Source organism: Candidatus Krumholzibacteriia bacterium, assembly GCA_035649275.1.
GTDB lineage: Bacteria > Krumholzibacteriota > Krumholzibacteriia.
Genome location: DASRJW010000111.1, coordinates 1 through 18,504 on the forward strand (window position 1 = coordinate 1; position 18,504 = coordinate 18,504).

Consider the following 18,504-nt stretch of genomic DNA (forward strand, 5'->3'; position numbering starts at 1 on the left):
GATGCGGGTCGAGGAAGCGCGCCTGCCCGTGGAAGATGGTGATGCCGTTGCGCCTCAGCTGGTCTTCCACCACCGCCTTCTCCCGTTCTTTCACGGTCTGCACACGGAACGCCAGGTCGTGGATGGAGATGTTCTCCTTCAAGGTGTATCTCTGGCCGTAGAAGGAGCGCTGACGAAAGCCGGTCAGATAGAGGATGGCTTCACGGACCGTCTTGCTCGGAATGGTGCCGGAATGCAAGGAGACGCCGCCGATCATCTCCTCGCGGTCGACGAGGGCGACCCTCTTCTGCAGCTTCGCCGCGGCGATGGCGCCTTTCTGCCCCGCCGGGCCGCTGCCGATGACGGCCAAATCGAAGCGGCTCGAGTCGTCCACGCGGGCTCCTTGGGCTCCTGACTGGCGATTGCCTGCAGTGTAGCGGACTCCCGCAGAGGCGGCGAAACCTTCGACGCCCCGCACCTACTCGTCACGCACGCGTAACTTCGAGTGACACTTGAGATTAGTCAAGTAGTCTCCTGTCGACAACGGAGGTGCGGTAGGATCCCAGAGCGAGAATCGAGACACGGAAGGGGTGAGCAATGTTGTGGGTCACACGCAAGCGCATCCAGGTGAATCGGGCGGCGACGGCGTGGCTCGTCCGGCGGTTCGTCGACCCGGAAGCAGAGTTCCTCTTCGTGGAGCCGGAGGCGGTAGCCGCCGTGCAGCGGGAGCGCGGCGCGATCGGCTTCGATGCCCCCGGCGCCCGCTATCCACACGCCGATGACCACGGGCGCTGTTCCTTCGAGGCTCTCGTCCAGGAACACCGCGCCGAGGATGCAGCCCTCGTCGCGATGGCGCGGATCGTCCACGGCGCCGACTTCGCCGAGCACGTGGACATGACCCCCGAGTCCGCCGGCCTGGTCGCCATCTCCCGCGGCTTCCCCCTCGTCGCCCGGGACGACCACGAGACGGTCGAGAAGGCGTCCTTCCTCTACGACGCGCTCTACGCCGCACTGCAGAAGCGCACCGGCGTTTCCAAGCCCTGAAGACGACCGGGTCGTCCCGGTGTGGCGATGTCCGCCCTCGCCGGGCTAGCGCGCCTGCGCCGGAGTTGGCGGCTGCGTCTCCACCGTCACCTTGAGAATCCTGCCGGTGAACTTGTTGTCGCCTTCCTTGTACGCTTCGGTCACCGGTGTTTCGTTGTCCATGCCGATGTCGGCGCCCTCGTCGCCGGAGAAGGCGAACGGCATGGTGCGGGGCACGCGCACTTCGCCTGCCGGCTTGCCGTCCACCTGGAGGCGGCTCGTGCCGCCCGAGCCGGGCTTGCCGCCGTCGTAGACGAACTCGTAGCGCACGGTGTGCTTGCCCGGCGCGAGCGCCTGGGGTGAGGAAACCGTGGAGCGCTCCAGGCCACCGAAGTTGTAGACCTCGTGCACCTTGCCCTCCTTCATGTACAGGCTCCAGCCGCCGAAGCGGCCCGCCTGGGCGATGATGACGCCGTTCGCCCCGCCTCGCGGCACCTCCACCTCGGCGGTCACCGCGTAGGAGCGCCCCTTCACGTTGATGCAGGCGTTCTCCATGATGCCCGTCATCCCCTCGTACAAGGTGAGCGAGGTGCGCGGCCCCATCAGGTCCGGGCGGCCGGCGATCGACGCGTCGAAGCGCTCGACGCGCCGGTCGTCCAGGGGGAAAACGTGGTTGCGGATCGCTTCCTTCGCGAACAGGTCCTGCAGCTCCTTCAGCTTCTGCGGATTCTGCGCCGCCAGGTCGTTCGCTTCGCTGAAGTCCGCTTCGATGTCGTAGAGCTCCCAGCGGTCCTGGTCGAACGGCGGCAGTGGAGCCATCAGCCACGGAATGCTGTGGCGCGTGACGGCCGCCCAGCCCTCGTGGTAAATAGCACGGTTGCCGAACATCTCGAAGTACTGGGTGGTGCGCCGGCCCGGGGCCTGCGGAGCGTCGAAGGTGTACAGCATCGACACGCCGTCCATCTTTCGCTGCTGGCTGCCGTTCACCTGCGTCGGTTCCGGGAGGCCTGCTGCTTCGAGCACCGTGGGCGCCACGTCGATGACGTGATGGAACTGGGAGCGCACCTCGCCATGGGCGCCACGGATCCGCGCCGGCCAGGAGATCACCATCGGGTTGCGGGTGCCGCCAAAGTGCGAGGCCACCTGCTTCGTCCATTGGAAGGGCGTGTTGCCGGCCAAGGCCCAGCCGACGGAGAAATGCGGGAACGTGCTCGGCCCTCCCCATTCTTCGAGGTGCGGCAGCTGCGAAGCGACATCGCTCACGATGCCGTTCAGCGCCAGCATCTCATTGTAGGTGCCATCCGGCCCGCCCTCGGCGCTCGAGCCGTTGTCGCCGACGATGTAGAACACCAGCGTGTTCTCCCGCTCCCCCATGTCCTCGATCGCCTGCAGCAGCCGGCCGATCTCGTGGTCAGTGTGCTCGCCGAAGCCGGCGAAGGTTTCCATCTGCCGCGCGAACAGCCGCTTGCGTTCCTCCGAGAGCGAATCCCAGGCGGGGATCTCGGCGGGCCGCTGTGTCAGCTTCGTTCCCGCCGGCACGACACCTAGCTGGATCTGCCGGGCCAGCGTCTGCTCCCGCAAGCGATCCCAGCCCTCCTGGAACTTGCCCTTGTAGCGCTCGATGTACTCCCGCGGCACGTGGTGGGGAGCGTGGGTGGCGCCGGTGGCGAAGTAGATGAAGAACGGCCGGTCCGGCGTCATCGCCTGCTGGAAACGCGCCCAGGCGATGGCTTGATCGGTCATGTCGGTGGTGAAATGGTAGTTCGGGCGATGCGGGGCCTCGACGCGGATGGTGCCGTCATAGATCGCCGGCGCCCACTGGTTCGTCTCGCCGCCGATGAAGCCATAGAACTTGTCGAAGCCCGAGTGGGTGGGCCAGCGGTCCATGGGGCCGGAGACGGAGACCTCCCAGGGGGCGGTCTCGTGGTACTTGCCGAAGGCGGCGGTGCTGTAGCCGTTCAGACGCAGGATCTCCGCGAGCGGCGCAATGCTGTTCGGCCGCACCCCGGTGTTGCCGGGGAAACTCGTCGCCAGCTCCATGATGGCGCCCGCATTGTTGACGTGATGGTTCCTGCCGGTGAGCAAGGCGGTTCGCGTCGGCGAGCAGAGCGCCGTGGTGTGGAAGCGGTTGTAGCGCAGCCCGCTGCTCGCCAGACGCTCGAGCGTCGGCATCTGGATCGGACCCCCGAAGGCGCTCGCATGGCCGAAGCCGATGTCGTCGATGAGCACGATCAGGACGTTCGGCGCCCCGGCGGGAGCTTTGACCTCGAACCGTGGCGGCGCCGTGGCCTTGCGTGCATCCATTTCCGTGATCGGCTTCGACTCCGGCTCGGGGATGGGCAGAACCGTGCGGTTCAGCTCCTCGGCAGCCGCAACGGCGCCAGAGAAGGAGCAGGCCGCGACCAGCGCTCCCCCGCCGGCCACCCTGCAAAGGACGCTCCGCATGCGCTGTGTGTGCATTCCTCTTGAGTCTCCTTTGTCTCCTGGATGGAATGAATGCCAGCTGCCATTGGCGGGCTGGTCGCGGCAGCGTAACACAATGGTTGCCCCGACGCGGTGGATTGGCCTCGTATGGTATATTGCCCCGCCGGTCACTATTTCGCGGGAGGGAGTCCCCATGCCAAGATCCAAGGCCGCATTAGCCGCGGACTTACGCTCGTTGCGCCAGGCCTTGCGCCTGCTGGTGCGCTCGTTCGACCGCATCGCGCCGGTTCTCGCCGCTGCCGGCAGCACCAACGGAAGCCAGCCGCGCCGCAAACGCCGGCTCACTACGGCGCAGCGCGCCGCCTTGAAGCTCCAAGGACGCTACATGGGCACCATGCGTGGCCTGAAGCCGACACAGAAGGCCAAGGTGAAGCGGATCCGGGCCCAGCGCGGGATCCGTGCCGCCATCGCGGCGGCGAGACGTCTGGCCGCCTAGACGCGCACTCCGCCAATGCCGACCGCTCGTGCGGTGCAGCGAGATGCAGCGCCGGTACCTTCCTCGGCTCGAGGTGCGTACGACTGCTCGCAACGCCTGGGCGGCCGCGCCTGCCGGGCCGCCTTTTGCTACGGGCCCGGGGCGGCAGACGTGGCCACGAGCTCTACGATTACCTGCTGGACTTCCTGCAGCTGCATGACGAGGAAGCTGGGTCGCGAGATCTTGAAATCCGCGAGTGCGACGGAGAAGCGGGCGGTGATGCGGAGTCCGGAGCTTCCCTCGACGGGCTCGGGGCTCAGCTCGATCGGCACGTTCAGCGGTTTCTCCACCCCATGCAGGGCGAAGGTGCCGGCGAGGACGAAGGTCGTCTTCTGTCCGGCCTCGAGGTTCGGGCGCGAGAGCTCGGAGATCTTGCCGCCGCGGAAGATGGCCTTGGGGAACTTTTTGGTCTCCAGGTGATTCTCTCGCATGTGCTTGTTGCGGAGCGAGAGCCCCGTGTCCAAGGAGGCGAGATCCACCTCCACCACGGCGTCGATGCTGTCGCCGAGAGCGGCGGGATCGAGAGCCACTTGCCCCTGCACCTCGGTGGTCTTGCCTTCGAAGGTCTCCAGCGGCGCCTTGGAGACGAAGCGCACCAGGTTCGGCTTTCCCGGCTGGATGCGGAAGCTGGCGGCAGCGGCGGCGTGCACCGAGCTGGCGAGCAGCACTGCCACGAGGGTGAGGATTCGCATCGACATCTCCAGACCAGGGGTTTGGTTCAGTAAAAGAGGTGGAGCACGATCTCGGACTGAGTGTAGGTCAGCTCCGTGACGTCCGCTCCCGGCTCGTTCCGGTAGGCGTGCACCATGGCGCTGATGCCGAAGAATGGCGACACCAGCGCATCGAGGCCGCCGCCGGTCTTGACGCGGTATCCCGTGTCGTGATCGATGTCGGGATCGGCATAGTTGTAGACGGCCCGGAAATCCAGCCCCGGGACGATCTGCACCCCCAGTTCGTGCGAGGTGAGCAGCGCCGTGCGCGGGGCTCCGGGCGGGATGGGCGCCGGGCGCAACTCGGCGGGGTCGAGCTTCGACCAGTCCACTTCCCCGACCCAAGTGAAACGCCCCAGGTGCAGGTAACCGAAGGGTCCCCCTGCCGTCCGCCGGCTGGTGTTCTCCTCGTTCCACCAATAGGAGCCGCCCGCTCCCACGCCCACGGGGCCGAGGTGGAAGCGGTACAGGGCCCGGGCCGCGCCGCCGAGTTGATCGTCGAGGTCGAAGGCGACACCGCGGGTACCGTTGAACACGGAAGCGGTGAGCGCCAAGCCGCCCGGGGCGATGCCGGCTTCGATGCCCACGTCGGTGTTCGCCGGCGGGTCGAAGAAAAGATCGCCGAGCAGGTCGTCGCCGGTCTTGCCTTCGCGGGTGAACTGCCGGTGGTCGTCGAACTTCCAGCCGAAGTCGGGGATGAAACGGCCGAACTTCACGTAACCCGTCCAGGGCAGGATGTAGGCGAGACCGAAGAGCTCGCGCGTCTCCGAGAGGCCTCGATCGAGGTAGGCGGAGAAGCGCTCGTCCGCCTGAAAGCGAAAGTAGACGTCACCCTGCATCTCGAAGAAGTTGAGCTCCGGCGGCTCGCGGTCCCGGTCCGCCCGGTGGTGCACCATGCGGATATCGGTGCCGAGGGTGATGCTCTCCGAGACCTGCGGCTGGATCTTCGCTCTCTTCTCCTCCGCCAAGCGGAGCATGACCATCTCGGCGGGCACGAGATACTGGCTCGCATAGAGGCTGCGCAAACCGCCGCCGGTGGGATTGTGGTGGCAGAGCCTGCAGTCCTGGCCGTAGCGCGCCGAGTAGCGCGGCACCGCACGAGCCTGACTCGCCACGAGCGCGAGGCCGGAAACGAGACAGAACGCCATCCAACGGGTCCGTGGCAACAAAGCAACCCCCGTTCCGTGGCCCACTCTGCTGCAGAGGTGCAGCGCTACCGGGCCCGGCGGTCGCTGCTCCCCGGGGTCGAGGAGCCGGGAGTCTAGCGCGGAGCGGCTCTCCGGATCCAGTCAACCGTAGCGGCCCTCGATGTACTCGGCGGTCCTGGGGTCCTTCGGGCTCAGGAAGAGGTCTTGGGTGCGGTCGTGCTCGACGACCTTGCCGAGGAGCATGAAGACGCACTCGTCGCTCACCCGGCGCGCTTGCGCCATGTTGTGGGTGACGACGACGAGCGTGTAGTGCTCCTTAAGGGCGAGCATGAGCTCCTCGATGGCTCGGGTGCCCTCGACGTCGAGGGCGGAGCAGGGCTCGTCCATGAGGATGACGTCGGGCTTGAGCGGGATGAGCCGGGCGATGCAGAGCTTCTGCTGTTGCTCGAGCTGCAAGCCCGTGGCCCGGACATGCAGCCGATCCTTGAGGTCCCGCCACAGGCCCACGTCGGTGAGCGCCATCTCCACGGCAGCGTCCAGGTCGCCGCGGCTGAAGTCGCGCCGTGGCCGGTGCAGGCGCAGGCCGAAGACGACGTTCTCGTACACCGAGAGCGGCAACGGGTTGGGGCGCTGGAAGACCATGCCGACGGCCCGGCGCAGCTCGACGAGGGAAACTTCCCGAGCGTAGATGTCCTGCCCCAGGATGTCGATGGACCCGGTGGTGCGCACGTAGCTGTAACGTTCGTTCACCCGGTTGAAGCAGCGGAGCAGCGTCGTCTTCCCGCACCCCGAGGGGCCGATGAGGCCGGTGATGAGCCGGTGCCGGAGGCTGATGGAGACGTCGTAGAGGGCCTGGAACGTGCCGTACCAGAGATTGAGCTCACGGGTGACGATGGAGAACTCGCCCGTCGGGCTCATCCGAAGATCCCCCTCACGTACTCGTAAGTGCGGCGTTCCCGCGGCGTGTCGGAGAAGATCACCCCGGTGCGGTCCACCTCGACGATCTCCCCCTTCCACAGGAAGAGGGTGCGATCCGCCAGCCGGCGCGCCTGCTGCACCAGGTTGGTGACGAGGACGATGGTGATGTCGCGCCGCAGCTCCTTGAGCACGTCCTCGATGCGCATCGTCGTCACCGGATCGATGGCGATGGAGAACTCGTCGAGGCAGAGGATCTCCGGCTGGTGCGACAGTGCCCGGGCGATGGTGAGCCGTTGTTGCTGGCCGCCGGAGAGCGCCGTCCCCAGGCTGCCGAGCCGGTCCTTCACCTCGTCCCACAGCGCCGCCTGCCGCAGACAGCGCTCCACGAGGTCGTCCAGATGGCTCTTGGCCCTGAGCCCGGCGGCCCGGGGTGCGAAGGCGACATTGTCGTAGATGGACAGCGGCAGCCCCACGGGAAGCGGGGCCACCATGCCGATCCGCCGCCGCAAACCGAAGACGTCCTTGACGTGCCGGATGTCCTCGCCTTCCAGGCGGATGCGGCCAGAGACCTTGGCCCCCGGCACGAAGTCGATGGTGCGGTTGAAGCATCGCAGCAGCGAGGACTTGCCCGATTGGGCGGGACCAATGATGCCGAAGATCTCGTGGCGGCGGATGTCGAAGCTAATGCCGTGGAGCACCTCCTTGCCGGCGTAGGACAGGCGCAGATCCTCGACCTCGATGCAGCGCAGGGGTTCGCTCACAGCGCTCACCATTTCTTGCGACCGCGCAACCAGAGCCGCAACGCGATCGACAGGGCGTTGACGGCGAGCACGGTGCCGAGCAGCACCACGGCGGTGGCGAAGGGCAACGACTCGGGCACGTCCGGCACCTGGGTGGAAACGGTGTAGAGATGCATGGAAAGTGCCATGCACTGATCCGTGGGCGAGTACGGGAACAAATCGCCCCGCTGCACGGCCTTGAAGAACACGGCGCCGGTGAACATGATCGGCGCTGTCTCCCCCGCCGTGCGGCTGACCTCGAGGATGACGCCGGTGAGGATGCCCGAGACCGAGTTCGGCAGCACGACTCCCCGGGTGGTCTGCCAGCGCGTCGCCCCCACGTTCCAGCAGGCCTCACGGAAAGCCTTCGGCACCGCATTGAGCGCCTCGCGGGTCGAGGTGATGATCACCGGCATGGTCATGATGGCGAGAGTGAGTGCAGCGGCGAGGATCGAGTAGCCCAGATGTGCGGCATAGACGAAGGCCCCCAGGCCAAACAGCGCATGGACGATGCTCGGCACTCCCGCCAGGTTGATCACGGCCATATTGATGGTGCGGTGGAACCAGTTGTCTTTGGCGTACTCGTTCATGTAGATCGCCGCCATCACGCCCACCGGCGCGGAAATGGCCAGGGCGCCGAGCACGAGGTAGACCGTGCCCACCAGGGCCGGCCAGATGCCGCCTTCAGTCATGCCCCGCCGCGGCACATCGAGCAAGAACTCGAGGGACAGCGACGGCCACGCCTTGAGCACCAGGTAGAAGACGAGGGCCACCAGCGGCAGGATGATCGCCGTGGCCATGGCCGCCAGCCCCAGGCGCACCATGCTCTCGGTGCGCCGCTTGCTGCGGGTGAAGGGTGTCTCGGCGAAGCGTACCAAGGCGACGTCGGTCATGTCACCGCTCCCGGCGCACGCCGCGCACGACGAGGTCCGCGGTGAGGTTGATGACGAAGGTGATGACGAACAGGAGTACGCCGGTGAGGAACAGAACGCGGTAGTGTTCCGACTGGGCCGGCGCTTCGCCGAGCTCGGCGGCGATGTTGGCAGTGAGGGTACGGACCGAGTCCAGGAGTCCATGGGGGATGTGTATGGCGTGGCCGGTGGACATGAGCACCGCCATGGTTTCGCCGACAGCACGGCCGACGCCGAGGAGGACGGCAGCCAGAAGACCATTCTTCGCCGCGGGAAGGAGCACACGGTAGACCGTCTGCCAGCGCGTCGCGCCCTGGGCGTAAGCAGCCTCGCGGAAGGTGTCCGGTACCGCCTTCAGCGCATCCTCCGCGATCGAGGTGATGATGGGAATGCACATCAGCGCCAGGATCACACCGCCGTTCAGGACGTTGACCCCGACCGGTGCTCCGGTCAGGTCGACGATGATCCGGCTCGTCACCGTCAGGCCGATGAACCCCCACACCACGCTCGGGATCGCGGCCAGGAGCTCGATCACGATCTTGAGCGTCTCACGCAGTCTCGGCCCGCAGAACTCGGAAACGAAGATGGCGGCCCCCAGGCTGAATGGGACCGCGATCAGGACCGCGAGACCGCTGACACAGGCGGTGCCCACGATCAACCCCAGGATCCCGTAACGGACGTTGGAAACCGAGGTCGGGTACCACTCCACGCTGCCCAGGAACTGCAGCGGGGAGAAGCGATCGCTCACCAGGACGGGCGCTGCTTCACGGAAGACGAAGAAGAAGATCGCGAGCACGAAAACGATGGCGCTCACGCCGCAGAGGCGGATCAGCACCTCCAGAGCCCGCTCGCCGAGCACGGCCCAGAGCGGACGCCCCGGCAGGCCGCCCGCTGCGGCGCTCGAGGTTCGAAGCCTGCCCGGCCCCGCCGGGACGCCACCCGGTTCGTCGTTGCCGGGAGGCGAGCCGACGCTCTCTGTCACTGCGTCCCGGCCACGGCAGGCACGGGGACGTAACCGCTGGTCTCGACGATCTTCTGCCCCGCCGGCGAGAGGATCCAGTCGATGTAGCGCTTGATCTCCCCCTCGGGCTCGCCGAGCGTGTACACCTGTAGCGAACGCGCCAGGGGATAGGTCTTGTCCAGCGTCGCCGCCACGGTGGGCGCCACGGACGCTGCCCCGGAAGCTGCGGCGAGCCGCAGCATCTTCACCGCCGGCGTGGCGTACCCCATGCCGCTGTAACCGATGGCAGTCTTCGTGCTGGCGACGAGCTCGACGACTTCCTTGGAGCCATTCATGTCTCGGGAGCCGAGCTTGAAGTCTTTCTTCTGCAGCACGTGCTCGCGGAAGAACTCGTAGGTGCCCGAGCTGGACTGCCGGCTGACGCGGACGATCTCGTCGTCCGTCACCCCGGGAAGGGTGATGCCGAGCTCAGACCAGCGGGTGACGGTGCCGTCTTCGGCGAAGATCTGGGCCAACTGCTCCAGCGTGATCTCCTCGATGGGGTTCTCCTTGTGCACGTAGACAGCAAGGGCGTCGTAGCCGACGATGAACTCCTTGGGGAGCTTGCCGGTGTTCCGCTGCGCCTGTTCGATCTCTTCCGGTTTCATGTTGCGGCTGGAGTTGGCGATGTCCACCGCCCCTTTCTCGAGAGCCGCGATCCCTACGCCCGAACCACCGCCGGAAACCTCGACGTCCACGTGCGGGGCCACCTTCTTGTACTCCTCCGCCCATGCCTGAGCGACATTGACCATGGTGTCCGAGCCCTTCACCTGGATCGTCGCCGTCACGGCGGTGCCGCTCTCCGGGGCCTTCTCCCCGCCGCCACCGCCGCAGGCGCCAAGCCCGCCGGCGATGCCGAGCGCGAGGCCCGCGCCCAGCCAGCGCGCCAACCATTCCCCTCTCATTCCCCTACCTCCATTTCGCTGGGTCACATCTTGCCGCTGCCACGAATTGCCAAGACGAGATCGCGGATCTGGGTCTCCAGGTATGTGTAGGCCCTCTCGTAGGCGGAGCGCACGTCCGCTTCGCTCCCGGCGACGAGGCTCGGGTCCTCGACCGACCACTCGAGAAGCACGGCCTTGCGTGGCCGGCGCGGGAAGGCGCGCTTGGCCTCGGGGGCCAGCAGGACGATCACGTCTTGCTGCTCCAGGTTGTCGAGCTGGAGCAGTGCCCTGGGTGCCGCCCGGGGACCGTCGAGACCCTTCGCGGCCATGAAAGCGGTGGCGCTCGGCGGCAGCGGCAGCGGATCGAGGGCGGCGCTGCTGAACACGAAGCCCGCCTCGTCGCGGGCGCTGCCGATGGCCGCAGCCAGAGCGCTGCGGCTCGAGCTGCGCTCGTCCACGAAGAGCACGCGCAGGACCCCCGAGCCCGGATGCTTGGCGATCTCGCCGGTGCACAGGTACAGCGTTTCCATGCCGATGTTACGGGCCTGATCGGAAACGCGCTCGAGACGGCGGATCACCATGATCAGGGGGTAGAGGGCCTCGAAGGGCAGCTGTCCGTCCCGGAAGGCGCTGGTGAGATCGGTGATCAGCTTGTCGCGCACCAGATCCACGGTCTCGTCGGCCTCGATGGTCTTGCTCGCCAGCTCCGGATCCTGATTCACGAAGGACTGGATGGCGTCGTGCAGCATCGGTTCGGCGAGGGCGGCGATCTGTTCCAGCCGATCGAAGGGCAGCGGCGATTCGATCTGGCTGAGACGTAGCGCTTCCCGCGCGATGGCCTCGGCATAGTCGCCGACCCGCTCGAGCTCGAGGTTGATCTTGATGCTGGCGTAGGCGAAGCGCAGCAGCCGCGCCGCCGGCTGGTGGCGGACGAGGAAGCCGAGACACAGACGGTCGAGCTGCTTTTCCGCCTCGTCGATGTAGCGATCCCGGAGAATGACCGCGAAGGCGGCCTGGCGATCCCGGTCGAGGACGGCGCGGATGCTGGCCCGGACCGCCTTCTCCGCCAGAGCTCCCATCTCGACGATCTTGCTGCGGATCTGCTCCAGGTCCTGCTGGAGCGCCGCCTCGAGATGCCCCGCCATCGTCCGCTTCCTCCCTGGCCGGAGGCGTGCCTCCGGTCGACCGGAGCGGGCTGGCGCCCCAGCCGCGCTCGTCATGGTTGCGCTCGAACCTGAGGGACCATAGACGCGGAAGTGAAGATCCTGCAAGCGCCGAACGGGGGTCCGCCGGGGGTGGAAATAAGGTTCGAGGGGGGGCCGGTGCCTATCGATGTCTAGCGTTTGTATTTGTAACTGAAGAGGAACTCGAAGGGCGTGGTCCACACCTCACCGGTTTCCACCGGGGCGTCGTAGACGAAGTGCTCCGCCGCCTCGACGGCGCTCTGGGTGCACTCGTCGCAGTTGGGGATGCCGCGTAGCACCCGCACCTCGTGCACCCGTCCATCGCTACCCACCCGCGACTGCAACAGCACCGAATCCTCGATCTTGCGCTTGCGGATCACCTTTTCCGGCACGCTCGGGTGCTTGTAGATCCGCGGGCGCAGACAAAGCTCCAGGGGCTGGTTGCTCGGCGCAGGCTCTGGCTGCTCCGGCGTGGTCGCCTCCGGCACCAGAGCGGCGAGAGCGGGGGTGCCGGACGAGTCCGGTGGCGGCGCCGGCGACTCCGGCGGGGCCTCGGATTCCGGTGGTGGCGCCGGAGCCGCGGCAGGCGCGGCAGGTGTCTCCGGCGGCACGGGCGGGGGTTCAGGCGGAAGATCCACCTGCGGTTGCAAGCGCAAGGTGATGTTCTCCGTGAGCTGCAGGTCCGGGATCACCGGGGCCTGGAGCGGAGCCGGGCGACTCGGCGGTAGCGCCGGGGGCGCGTTTTGCGGGGGCCGGTCCTCGGGGCGGAGGAGGAGAACGAGGCCAGCGAGTGCAACAAAGCCCGCGAGCCCGCGCAGGAACCGCTTCGCTTTCCTCGAAATGGACATGGGCCCTCGCTCTCCCGAGAAAGATACCCCATCCCTGGTGGAACGCCAGGACGGGGTCACCGACGTCGTTCAAGGGACTTGGGCCGTCGTTCGAGGACAGGGACGTGGATCGGCGGCTGCGCCAATCAAGGTGCTGCCGGGCGGCGGCCCTCGACATAGATGCGGTAGCAGGCGGCGGCGAGCGCCAGGGTCAGCGGCCCCAGCACGACGCCGAGGAAGCCGAAGAGCTTGAGGCCACCGAGGATGGCGAGAAGGAGCCAGAGGAGCGGCAGCTTCATGCCGCGGCCGATGAGATAGGGGCGGAGCACGTTGTCCACCAGGCTCACCACGAGTGTGCCCCAGACAGCGAGGCCGATGGCGGCGCCGGTTCTCCCGGTGAGGTGCAAGCCGATCACGACGGGCAGCCACACGGCCACGGGGCCGACGAAGGGCACGAGCGCGGCGATGAAGGTGATGCTGGCGAGGAGCAGCGGCACTTGGGCCCCGGCGACCCAGTAGCCGAGACCGGCCAGGATTCCCTGCGCCGCCGCCGTCAAGATGACGCCGCGGAACACCGCGTTGATCGTGCGTTCGGCGATGGAGAAGAGGCGCTGCGAGTGCTCGGGCTCGAGGGGCAGCGCTTGCTGTGCCTGCCGCACCCAGCCGGGTCCGTGGCGCAGGAAGAAGAAGTACGAGATCACCGTGATGCTGAAACGGATCGCCATGGCGGGCAAGCTGCGTGTCAGCGTCCGCAGGCGCTCGAGCAAGAACTCTTGCAGGCCGAGGGCCATCCTCTGGATCTCCGCCTCGAGCACCACCGGACCCTGTGCCGGATCCACCCCCAGGACCCAGTGCGCCAGCCGGCGGAACGGCGAGTCCTCCAACCAGGTGGTGATCGCCTGATAGACATCGGGCCCGAGGGTGGACTGCAGCCGCGGCCACAGGTTCTGCACTTCGTCCACCAGGTTGAAGAGGACGAAGATCGAAGGCACGAAGATCACCGCCAGCGACAGCAGGGTGCTGAGCGCCGCCGCCAGCGTCGCCCGGCCGCGGACGGTGCCCAGAACCCGATGGTGCAGCGGGTAGAAGAGCACCGCGAGCGCCCAGCCCCAGAAGATGGGCTCGGCGAATTGGGCGTAGATGGTGATGAGGAGCGCGAGGATCGAGAGCGTGATGATGCCGAAACCGAGAGCCAGCGCCCGGCGGCGGAACTCCTGCACACCTTGGGGTTCGGGCCGGTCGGAGGTTTCCGCGGGCCGCTCGGCGAAACCCTGCTGCCCCGACGGCGAGGCCACCGCGGGCCCACGGCGCTCGCGCCGCTCGCGCGGCGCGGGGAGGCTATCGCTCATGGCTCGTGCTCCAGGGCGGGAAGAGGGCGCCCGGCATACCGCTACTCCCCTTCGAGGACGACATCGTAGGTGCAACGCTCCACGCCGTCGCTGCCGTGCTCCACCGTCAGGATGGGATTGCCGCCCTCACGCGCCCATGCCTGCCAGGTGGCAGTCAGGCGCGGATCATCGGCGAACACGAGCTGGCAGGTCGAGCGACATCCGTCCATGGCCCCTGCCGGCGTGGTGCGAAGAAGTGCGCGCCATCGAAGCTCCTCCTCTCGCGAGAGGCCATACCGGCCGGCGCACGCTCTCTGCAATACGATGGTATCGTGGCCGCTTGCTGCATTCTCTTGCAGTGCTTTCTCATGACCCTGCAGCACCGCGGCCAGGCCGCTCCTCAGCAGCTCTGGCGCCAAGTCCGTTTCGACCGCCCCGGCCTCCTCCGTCCTGGCACTGCAGTTGGCCCCTACCGTACCTGGCATACCGGGCGTGGCGGTGGTGGAGGCAGCAGCGAGCGACGCCGCGGCAATGGCGAAGAGCGCGATGCAGCGGCTCGGCAAGTCCGGCGCCGGCGCAGCGGCTCGGCGCCGCAGGTGCAAGCGCCCGCGCAGGCGGGACACGACGCCGTCGGCGGCAACGTAGAACGACGGCACCACGAGGAGGCTGAGCGCTGTCGACACCACCAGACCGCCGATGACGGCGATGGCCATGGGGGTGCGGATCTCGGAGCCCGGGCCTAGGCCGAGCGCCGGTGGCAGCGCCGCCATGAACGTCGCCGCCGAGGTCATGAGGATGGGGCGCAGGCGTACCGGACCGGCAGCTTCCATGGCGGCAGCCGCGTCCAGGCCGCGGGCCCGGTTCTGGTTGGCGTAGTCCACCAAGATGATGGAATTCTTCTTCACGATGCCGAGGAGGAGCAGCAGACCGATCATGCTGAAGATGTTGAGGGACTTGCCCGCCAGCCACAGCGCTGCCGCCGCCCCGGTCACCGAGAGCGGCAGGATGGTCAGAATCGTCACCGGGTGCAGGAACGAATTGAACTGCGATGCCAGGATCATGTAAGCGACGAGGATGCCGAGGATGAGGGCGAAGAGCAGGCTGCTCTTCGACTCGTGGAAGGCCACGCTGGCGCCACCGAGCACCATCCGGTAGCCCACGGGCATGCCCGTCGCGAGGCGCCCGATGTACTGCAGCGCCTCGCCCTGTGAGTGCTCCGGCGCCACGTTCGCCGTCACCGTGATGGCGCGCTCGCGATCCCGCCGGGTGATCGCCTGCAACGCCGGCACCTCCTCGGTGGTGACCAGCGTCGACAGCGGCACCAGCTCGCCCGAACGGCTGCGCACCCGCAGGCGGTCGATGTCCTCGGGCCGGGAGCGCTGCGAGGCCAGCAGGCGCAGCCGCACGTCCAGCCGCCGGCCGCCGCTGCTGTACTTGCCGGCGCGCACGCCGCCCACCAGAGCGTTCAGCGTTGTCGCCACATCCTCGATGGAAACGCCGAGGTCGGCGGCACGGGCCCGGTTCGGCAGGATGCGCAGCTCCGGCATCCCCACCTGGTAATCCGTGTCCAGGTCCACCACCATGCCGCTCGCCGTCAGCTTCTGCATCTGCTCTTGGGTGAGCGCCACGAGCTTGTCCCAATCGGGGCCGCGTACGGAGAACTCCACCGGGAAGCCGCGCTGCGCGGTGAAGCCCTGCTGCGACAAATCCTGCACCACCGCCCGCAGGCCAGGGATGGCGTTGAGCTCGCGGCGCAACAAGGCAGCGAACTCCTTCTGGTTGTACTCTCGGTCTCCGGGGTCGACCAAAGTCACCAAGGCCTGGGCCGAGGTGACAGCGCTGCCGCCCGGACCGCCGCCGATGGAGGCCATGCAGCGCCGCACCTCGGGGCGGTTGTTGATGATCGCCTCGGCACGCTGCAGCAAGCCGTCGGTCTCGTGGATGTCCGAGCCCACGGCGCTCTGCATGCGCACCATGAGCCGGCTCTGATCCTGGGACGGTACGAACTCCGTGGGCAGGGCCCGAAGCACCAGGAGCGCCAGGACGAAGAGCACCGCCGCGCCGGCCAGCACCATCCCGCGCCGGCGCAGGGTGCGGCGCAGCACCGCGGCGTACAGGGTTGCCAGGCGCTCGAAACCGCGATCCACTGCTCGCCCCACCCGGCTGCGTGACTCGCGCCCCACGCTCAAGATCTGGGCGCAGCGCGACGGCGCCAGCGTGATCGCCTCCACGTACGAGAGCAGCACCGCGAGGCAGAGCACGACGCCGAACTGCAGGAAGAAGCGGCCGATGACGCCGCGCATGAAGACGACGGGGATGAAGATCGCCACCACGGCCAGCGTCGCCGCCAGCGCCGCGAAGGTGATTTCCGCCGTCCCCTCCCGCGCCGCTTGCGCTCGTCCTTTGCCGCTTTCGGCGTGGCGCACGATGTTCTCGAGCACCATGATGGCGTCGTCGACGACGATGCCGACCGCGAGCGCCAGCCCCAGCAGGGTGAAGGTGTTGAGGGTGAAGCCGAGGAAGTAGATGACCGCCACGGTGCCGAGGAGCGACATGGGGATGGCGAGGACCACGTTCAAGGTGCTGGAGATGGAGCCCAGGAAGAGCCAGCACACCACCGCGGTGAGCAGTACGGAGAGCAGGAGCTCGAGCTCGATCTCGTGCACCGAATCCTCGATGAAGCGGGTGGAGTCGAAGTTGACGCCGAGCTCCATGCCCGCGGGCAGCGTGGACTGGATCACCTCCATCTCCGCCCGGATGCGCTGCGCCACGGCGACGGCGTTGGAGCCGCGCTGCTTCCGCACCCCGATGCCCTGCGCCGGTGCCCCGTCGACCCGCGACAGCCGCCGCAGGTCCTCGAAGCCGTCTTCCACCAGGGCCACGTCTTCCAGGTACACCGGGCTGCCGGCGACCGAGCGGATGACGAGATGGCGCAGCGTGTCGAGGTCGAGGGCCTCGCCGAGCACGCGCACGTTCACCTCGCGGCCTTCCGTTTCGATGAGGCCCGCCGGCATCTCCAAGTGCTGGCGCTGCAGGGCCTGCAGCACGTCGCTGATGGTGATGCCCTTCTCGTCGAGGCGCGTGGCGTCGATCCACAGGCGCACGTTGCGCTCCAGGGTGCCGCCCAAGGAGATCTCCCCCACACCGGGCACCGTTTGCAGCCGCTCGCTCACGCGGTAGCGGGCGTAGTCGCTCAGCACCTGCGGCGGGAAGGGGCCGGAGAGGCCGAGCCACATGATCGGGTTGTCCTCGGGGTTGTTCTTCGAGATCACCGGCGGGTCGAGATCCCGGGGCAAACGGCGCTGGGCCTGGGACACCTTGGTTTGCACGTCCTGCAGCGCCAGGTCCACGTCGCGAGCGAGGTCCAGCTCCACGGTGATGGAAGCGCGGCCCTGTCGCGCGGAGGAAGTGATGGAACGCGTGCCCTCCACCTGGACCAGCGCTTCTTCCAGGATCTCCACCACGTCGTTCTCCACCACCTCGGGAGCGGCGCCCTCCCAGGTGACACTCACCGTGATGGTCGGGAAGTCCACGTCGGGGAATTGGCTGATGCCGATGCGCGTGGCGGCGACGAGGCCGAAGACGATGGTGGCCGCCATGAGCATCCAGGCGAGGACGGGCTTGCGGATGCAGGCTTCGGTGAGGTTCATGGTCCGGCTCCGGCCGCCGGGGCGCTGGCCTCGCCGCCGACGCTGGGGACGACGCGCACCGCGGCGCCCTCCTGCAACGCTTCGGCGCCGCGGACGACGACGGACTCCCCTGCTGCCAAGCCGTGGCGCACTTCCACCCGGCCGTCGGAAGTGCGCATGCCGAGGTTGACGATGCGCTCCTGCGCCTTGCCGCCGGCAACGACGTAGGCCAGGAAGCCTTTCTCACTCGGACGCACCGCGGTCTCTGGGACCACGGCCGCTCCCGCGGCGCCGCCGACCGAGACGCTCACCTCGGCGAAAGCACCGGGACGCGGCGCCCCGGCGGCGGTCTCCACTTCGGCGGTGACGCTCACCAGACGCGAGGCCGGATTGGCGCCGGCGGCAACGTGGGTGATGCGAGCGGTGTAGGGTTTCGGGCTCTCGCGCACGATGAAGCTGGCCAGCATCCCGGGTTGCAACCGCGCCGCGTCCTGCTCCGGAACGCTGAAGCGGAGCAGCAAAGGGTCCTGCCGCAGCAAGGTCGCGAGGGTCGTGCCGGGCTGCACGAACTCTCCGGTTTGCACGCTCCGTGTCTGAATCGTACCGCCCACCGGGGCGCACACGAAGGCATCGCGCAGGTTGAGTTCGGCGGCCGCCGCCGAGGAGCGCGCCAGTGCCACCTCCGCGGTCGCAGTGCGCGCGCGGGTGCGCCAAGCTTCCAGCTCGTCGAACGGGATGACGCCGGGAGTGCGCTGCGCCGCCGCCTCGCGCCGCTCGAGCCCGGCCTCCGCCTCGGCGTGGGAGGCCTCGGCTTTCTCCAGCGCTGCACGGCCCGCTTCCACGGCGAGGTGGAAGCGCTCGGGCTCGATCTCCACCAGCGCCTGCCCGCGCTGCACCTGATCGCCTTCCTTGAAGCGCACAGCCTCGACGACGCCTTGCACCCGCGCCGTCACCTGCACGGTCTCGAAGGCTTCGACCGACCCCACGGCGACGACGCGGTACTCCACGTCGCGCGCCTCCACGCGCTGCACCTCGACGGGGAACTGGGGAATGCGTGTGCGACCGGAGGAAGCGGCGGCGGTGCGCGCCGCGGCCTCGGGACTCGGGCTCTCGCTGCAGCCGGCGGCGACGACGAGGACCGCCGCTTGGAGGGCGACCCGGGCGGAGCCCAGACAGGCGCCGAGTCGAGACGATCCCATGTCACCTCCACGAGACGAGGAGCATC

General features: G+C 67.9%; 16 protein-coding genes. 2 read left to right on the forward strand and 14 right to left on the reverse strand.

Annotated features, from left to right (window positions below; all coding sequences use genetic code 11):
- The coding region (locus tag VFE28_11885) for an FAD-dependent oxidoreductase (GenBank protein HZM16694.1) at positions 1-373 on the reverse strand (373 nt) is incomplete at its 3' end.
- A 203-nt stretch (positions 374-576) separates the two neighbouring features.
- On the opposite strand from VFE28_11885, the gene VFE28_11890 reads away from it, so the two are divergent.
- A complete protein-coding gene (locus VFE28_11890) occupies positions 577-1,023 on the forward strand; it encodes a chromate resistance protein ChrB domain-containing protein (protein HZM16695.1) in 447 nt (148 codons plus the stop codon).
- Between the two features lie 45 nt (positions 1,024-1,068).
- Here VFE28_11890 and VFE28_11895 read toward each other — a convergent pair whose 3' ends face one another.
- Entirely contained in the window at positions 1,069-3,462 is a 2,394-nt protein-coding gene (locus VFE28_11895; protein ID HZM16696.1) for an arylsulfatase, read from the reverse strand.
- 157 nt (positions 3,463-3,619) lie between these two features.
- Here VFE28_11895 and VFE28_11900 point away from each other — a divergent pair, with 157 nt between their 5' ends.
- The gene (locus tag VFE28_11900) at positions 3,620-3,922 is read left to right on the forward strand and encodes a hypothetical protein (GenBank protein HZM16697.1); all 303 of its coding nucleotides are present in this window, start codon (positions 3,620-3,622) and stop codon (positions 3,920-3,922) included.
- 128 nt (positions 3,923-4,050) lie between these two features.
- Here the strand turns inward: VFE28_11900 and VFE28_11905 are convergent, their stop codons facing one another.
- The 12 genes from VFE28_11905 to VFE28_11960 all read right to left on the reverse strand — a co-directional run bounded on the left by VFE28_11905 (position 4,051) and on the right by VFE28_11960 (position 18,478).
- The gene (locus tag VFE28_11905; GenBank protein HZM16698.1) at positions 4,051-4,653 is read right to left on the reverse strand and encodes a YceI family protein; all 603 of its coding nucleotides are present in this window, start codon (positions 4,651-4,653) and stop codon (positions 4,051-4,053) included.
- 26 nt (positions 4,654-4,679) lie between these two features.
- The gene (locus tag VFE28_11910; protein HZM16699.1) at positions 4,680-5,819 is read right to left on the reverse strand and encodes a hypothetical protein; all 1,140 of its coding nucleotides are present in this window, start codon (positions 5,817-5,819) and stop codon (positions 4,680-4,682) included.
- Between the two features lie 141 nt (positions 5,820-5,960).
- Complete coding sequence (locus VFE28_11915) at positions 5,961-6,737, reverse strand: phosphate ABC transporter ATP-binding protein (GenBank protein HZM16700.1); 777 nt, start codon at positions 6,735-6,737, stop codon at positions 5,961-5,963.
- Positions 6,734-7,498, reverse strand: coding sequence for a phosphate ABC transporter ATP-binding protein (locus VFE28_11920; protein ID HZM16701.1), 765 nt, complete (start codon positions 7,496-7,498; stop codon positions 6,734-6,736). Before VFE28_11920 ends, VFE28_11915 begins: the two co-directional genes overlap by 4 nt.
- A 5-nt stretch (positions 7,499-7,503) precedes the next feature.
- On the reverse strand, positions 7,504-8,409 hold the full coding sequence (gene pstA / locus VFE28_11925) for a phosphate ABC transporter permease PstA (protein HZM16702.1): 906 nt from the start codon (positions 8,407-8,409) through the stop codon (positions 7,504-7,506).
- 1 nt (position 8,410) lies between these two features.
- Positions 8,411-9,409 (reverse strand): phosphate ABC transporter permease subunit PstC, encoded by a 999-nt coding sequence (pstC, locus tag VFE28_11930; protein HZM16703.1) that lies wholly within the window; start codon positions 9,407-9,409, stop codon positions 8,411-8,413.
- Positions 9,406-10,332, reverse strand: coding sequence for a phosphate ABC transporter substrate-binding protein (locus VFE28_11935; protein HZM16704.1), 927 nt, complete (start codon positions 10,330-10,332; stop codon positions 9,406-9,408). Before VFE28_11935 ends, pstC begins: the two co-directional genes overlap by 4 nt.
- 23 nt (positions 10,333-10,355) lie before the next feature.
- A complete protein-coding gene (phoU, locus tag VFE28_11940; protein HZM16705.1) occupies positions 10,356-11,456 on the reverse strand; it encodes a phosphate signaling complex protein PhoU in 1,101 nt (366 codons plus the stop codon).
- Between the two features lie 191 nt (positions 11,457-11,647).
- Entirely contained in the window at positions 11,648-12,343 is a 696-nt protein-coding gene (locus tag VFE28_11945; GenBank protein HZM16706.1) for an energy transducer TonB, read from the reverse strand.
- Positions 12,344-12,468: 125 nt separating this feature from the next.
- Positions 12,469-13,671, reverse strand: a complete 1,203-nt coding sequence (locus VFE28_11950) for an AI-2E family transporter (protein ID HZM16707.1) — start codon at positions 13,669-13,671, stop codon at positions 12,469-12,471.
- A 41-nt stretch (positions 13,672-13,712) separates the two neighbouring features.
- Positions 13,713-17,300 carry an efflux RND transporter permease subunit gene (locus tag VFE28_11955; protein ID HZM16708.1) on the reverse strand — a complete coding sequence of 1,196 codons (3,588 nt, stop codon included), beginning with the start codon at positions 17,298-17,300 and terminating at the stop codon, positions 13,713-13,715.
- A complete protein-coding gene (locus tag VFE28_11960) occupies positions 17,297-18,478 on the reverse strand; it encodes an efflux RND transporter periplasmic adaptor subunit (GenBank protein HZM16709.1) in 1,182 nt (393 codons plus the stop codon). The genes VFE28_11955 and VFE28_11960 overlap by 4 nt, the downstream gene beginning before the upstream one ends.
- Positions 18,479-18,504: the final 26 nt, after the last annotated feature.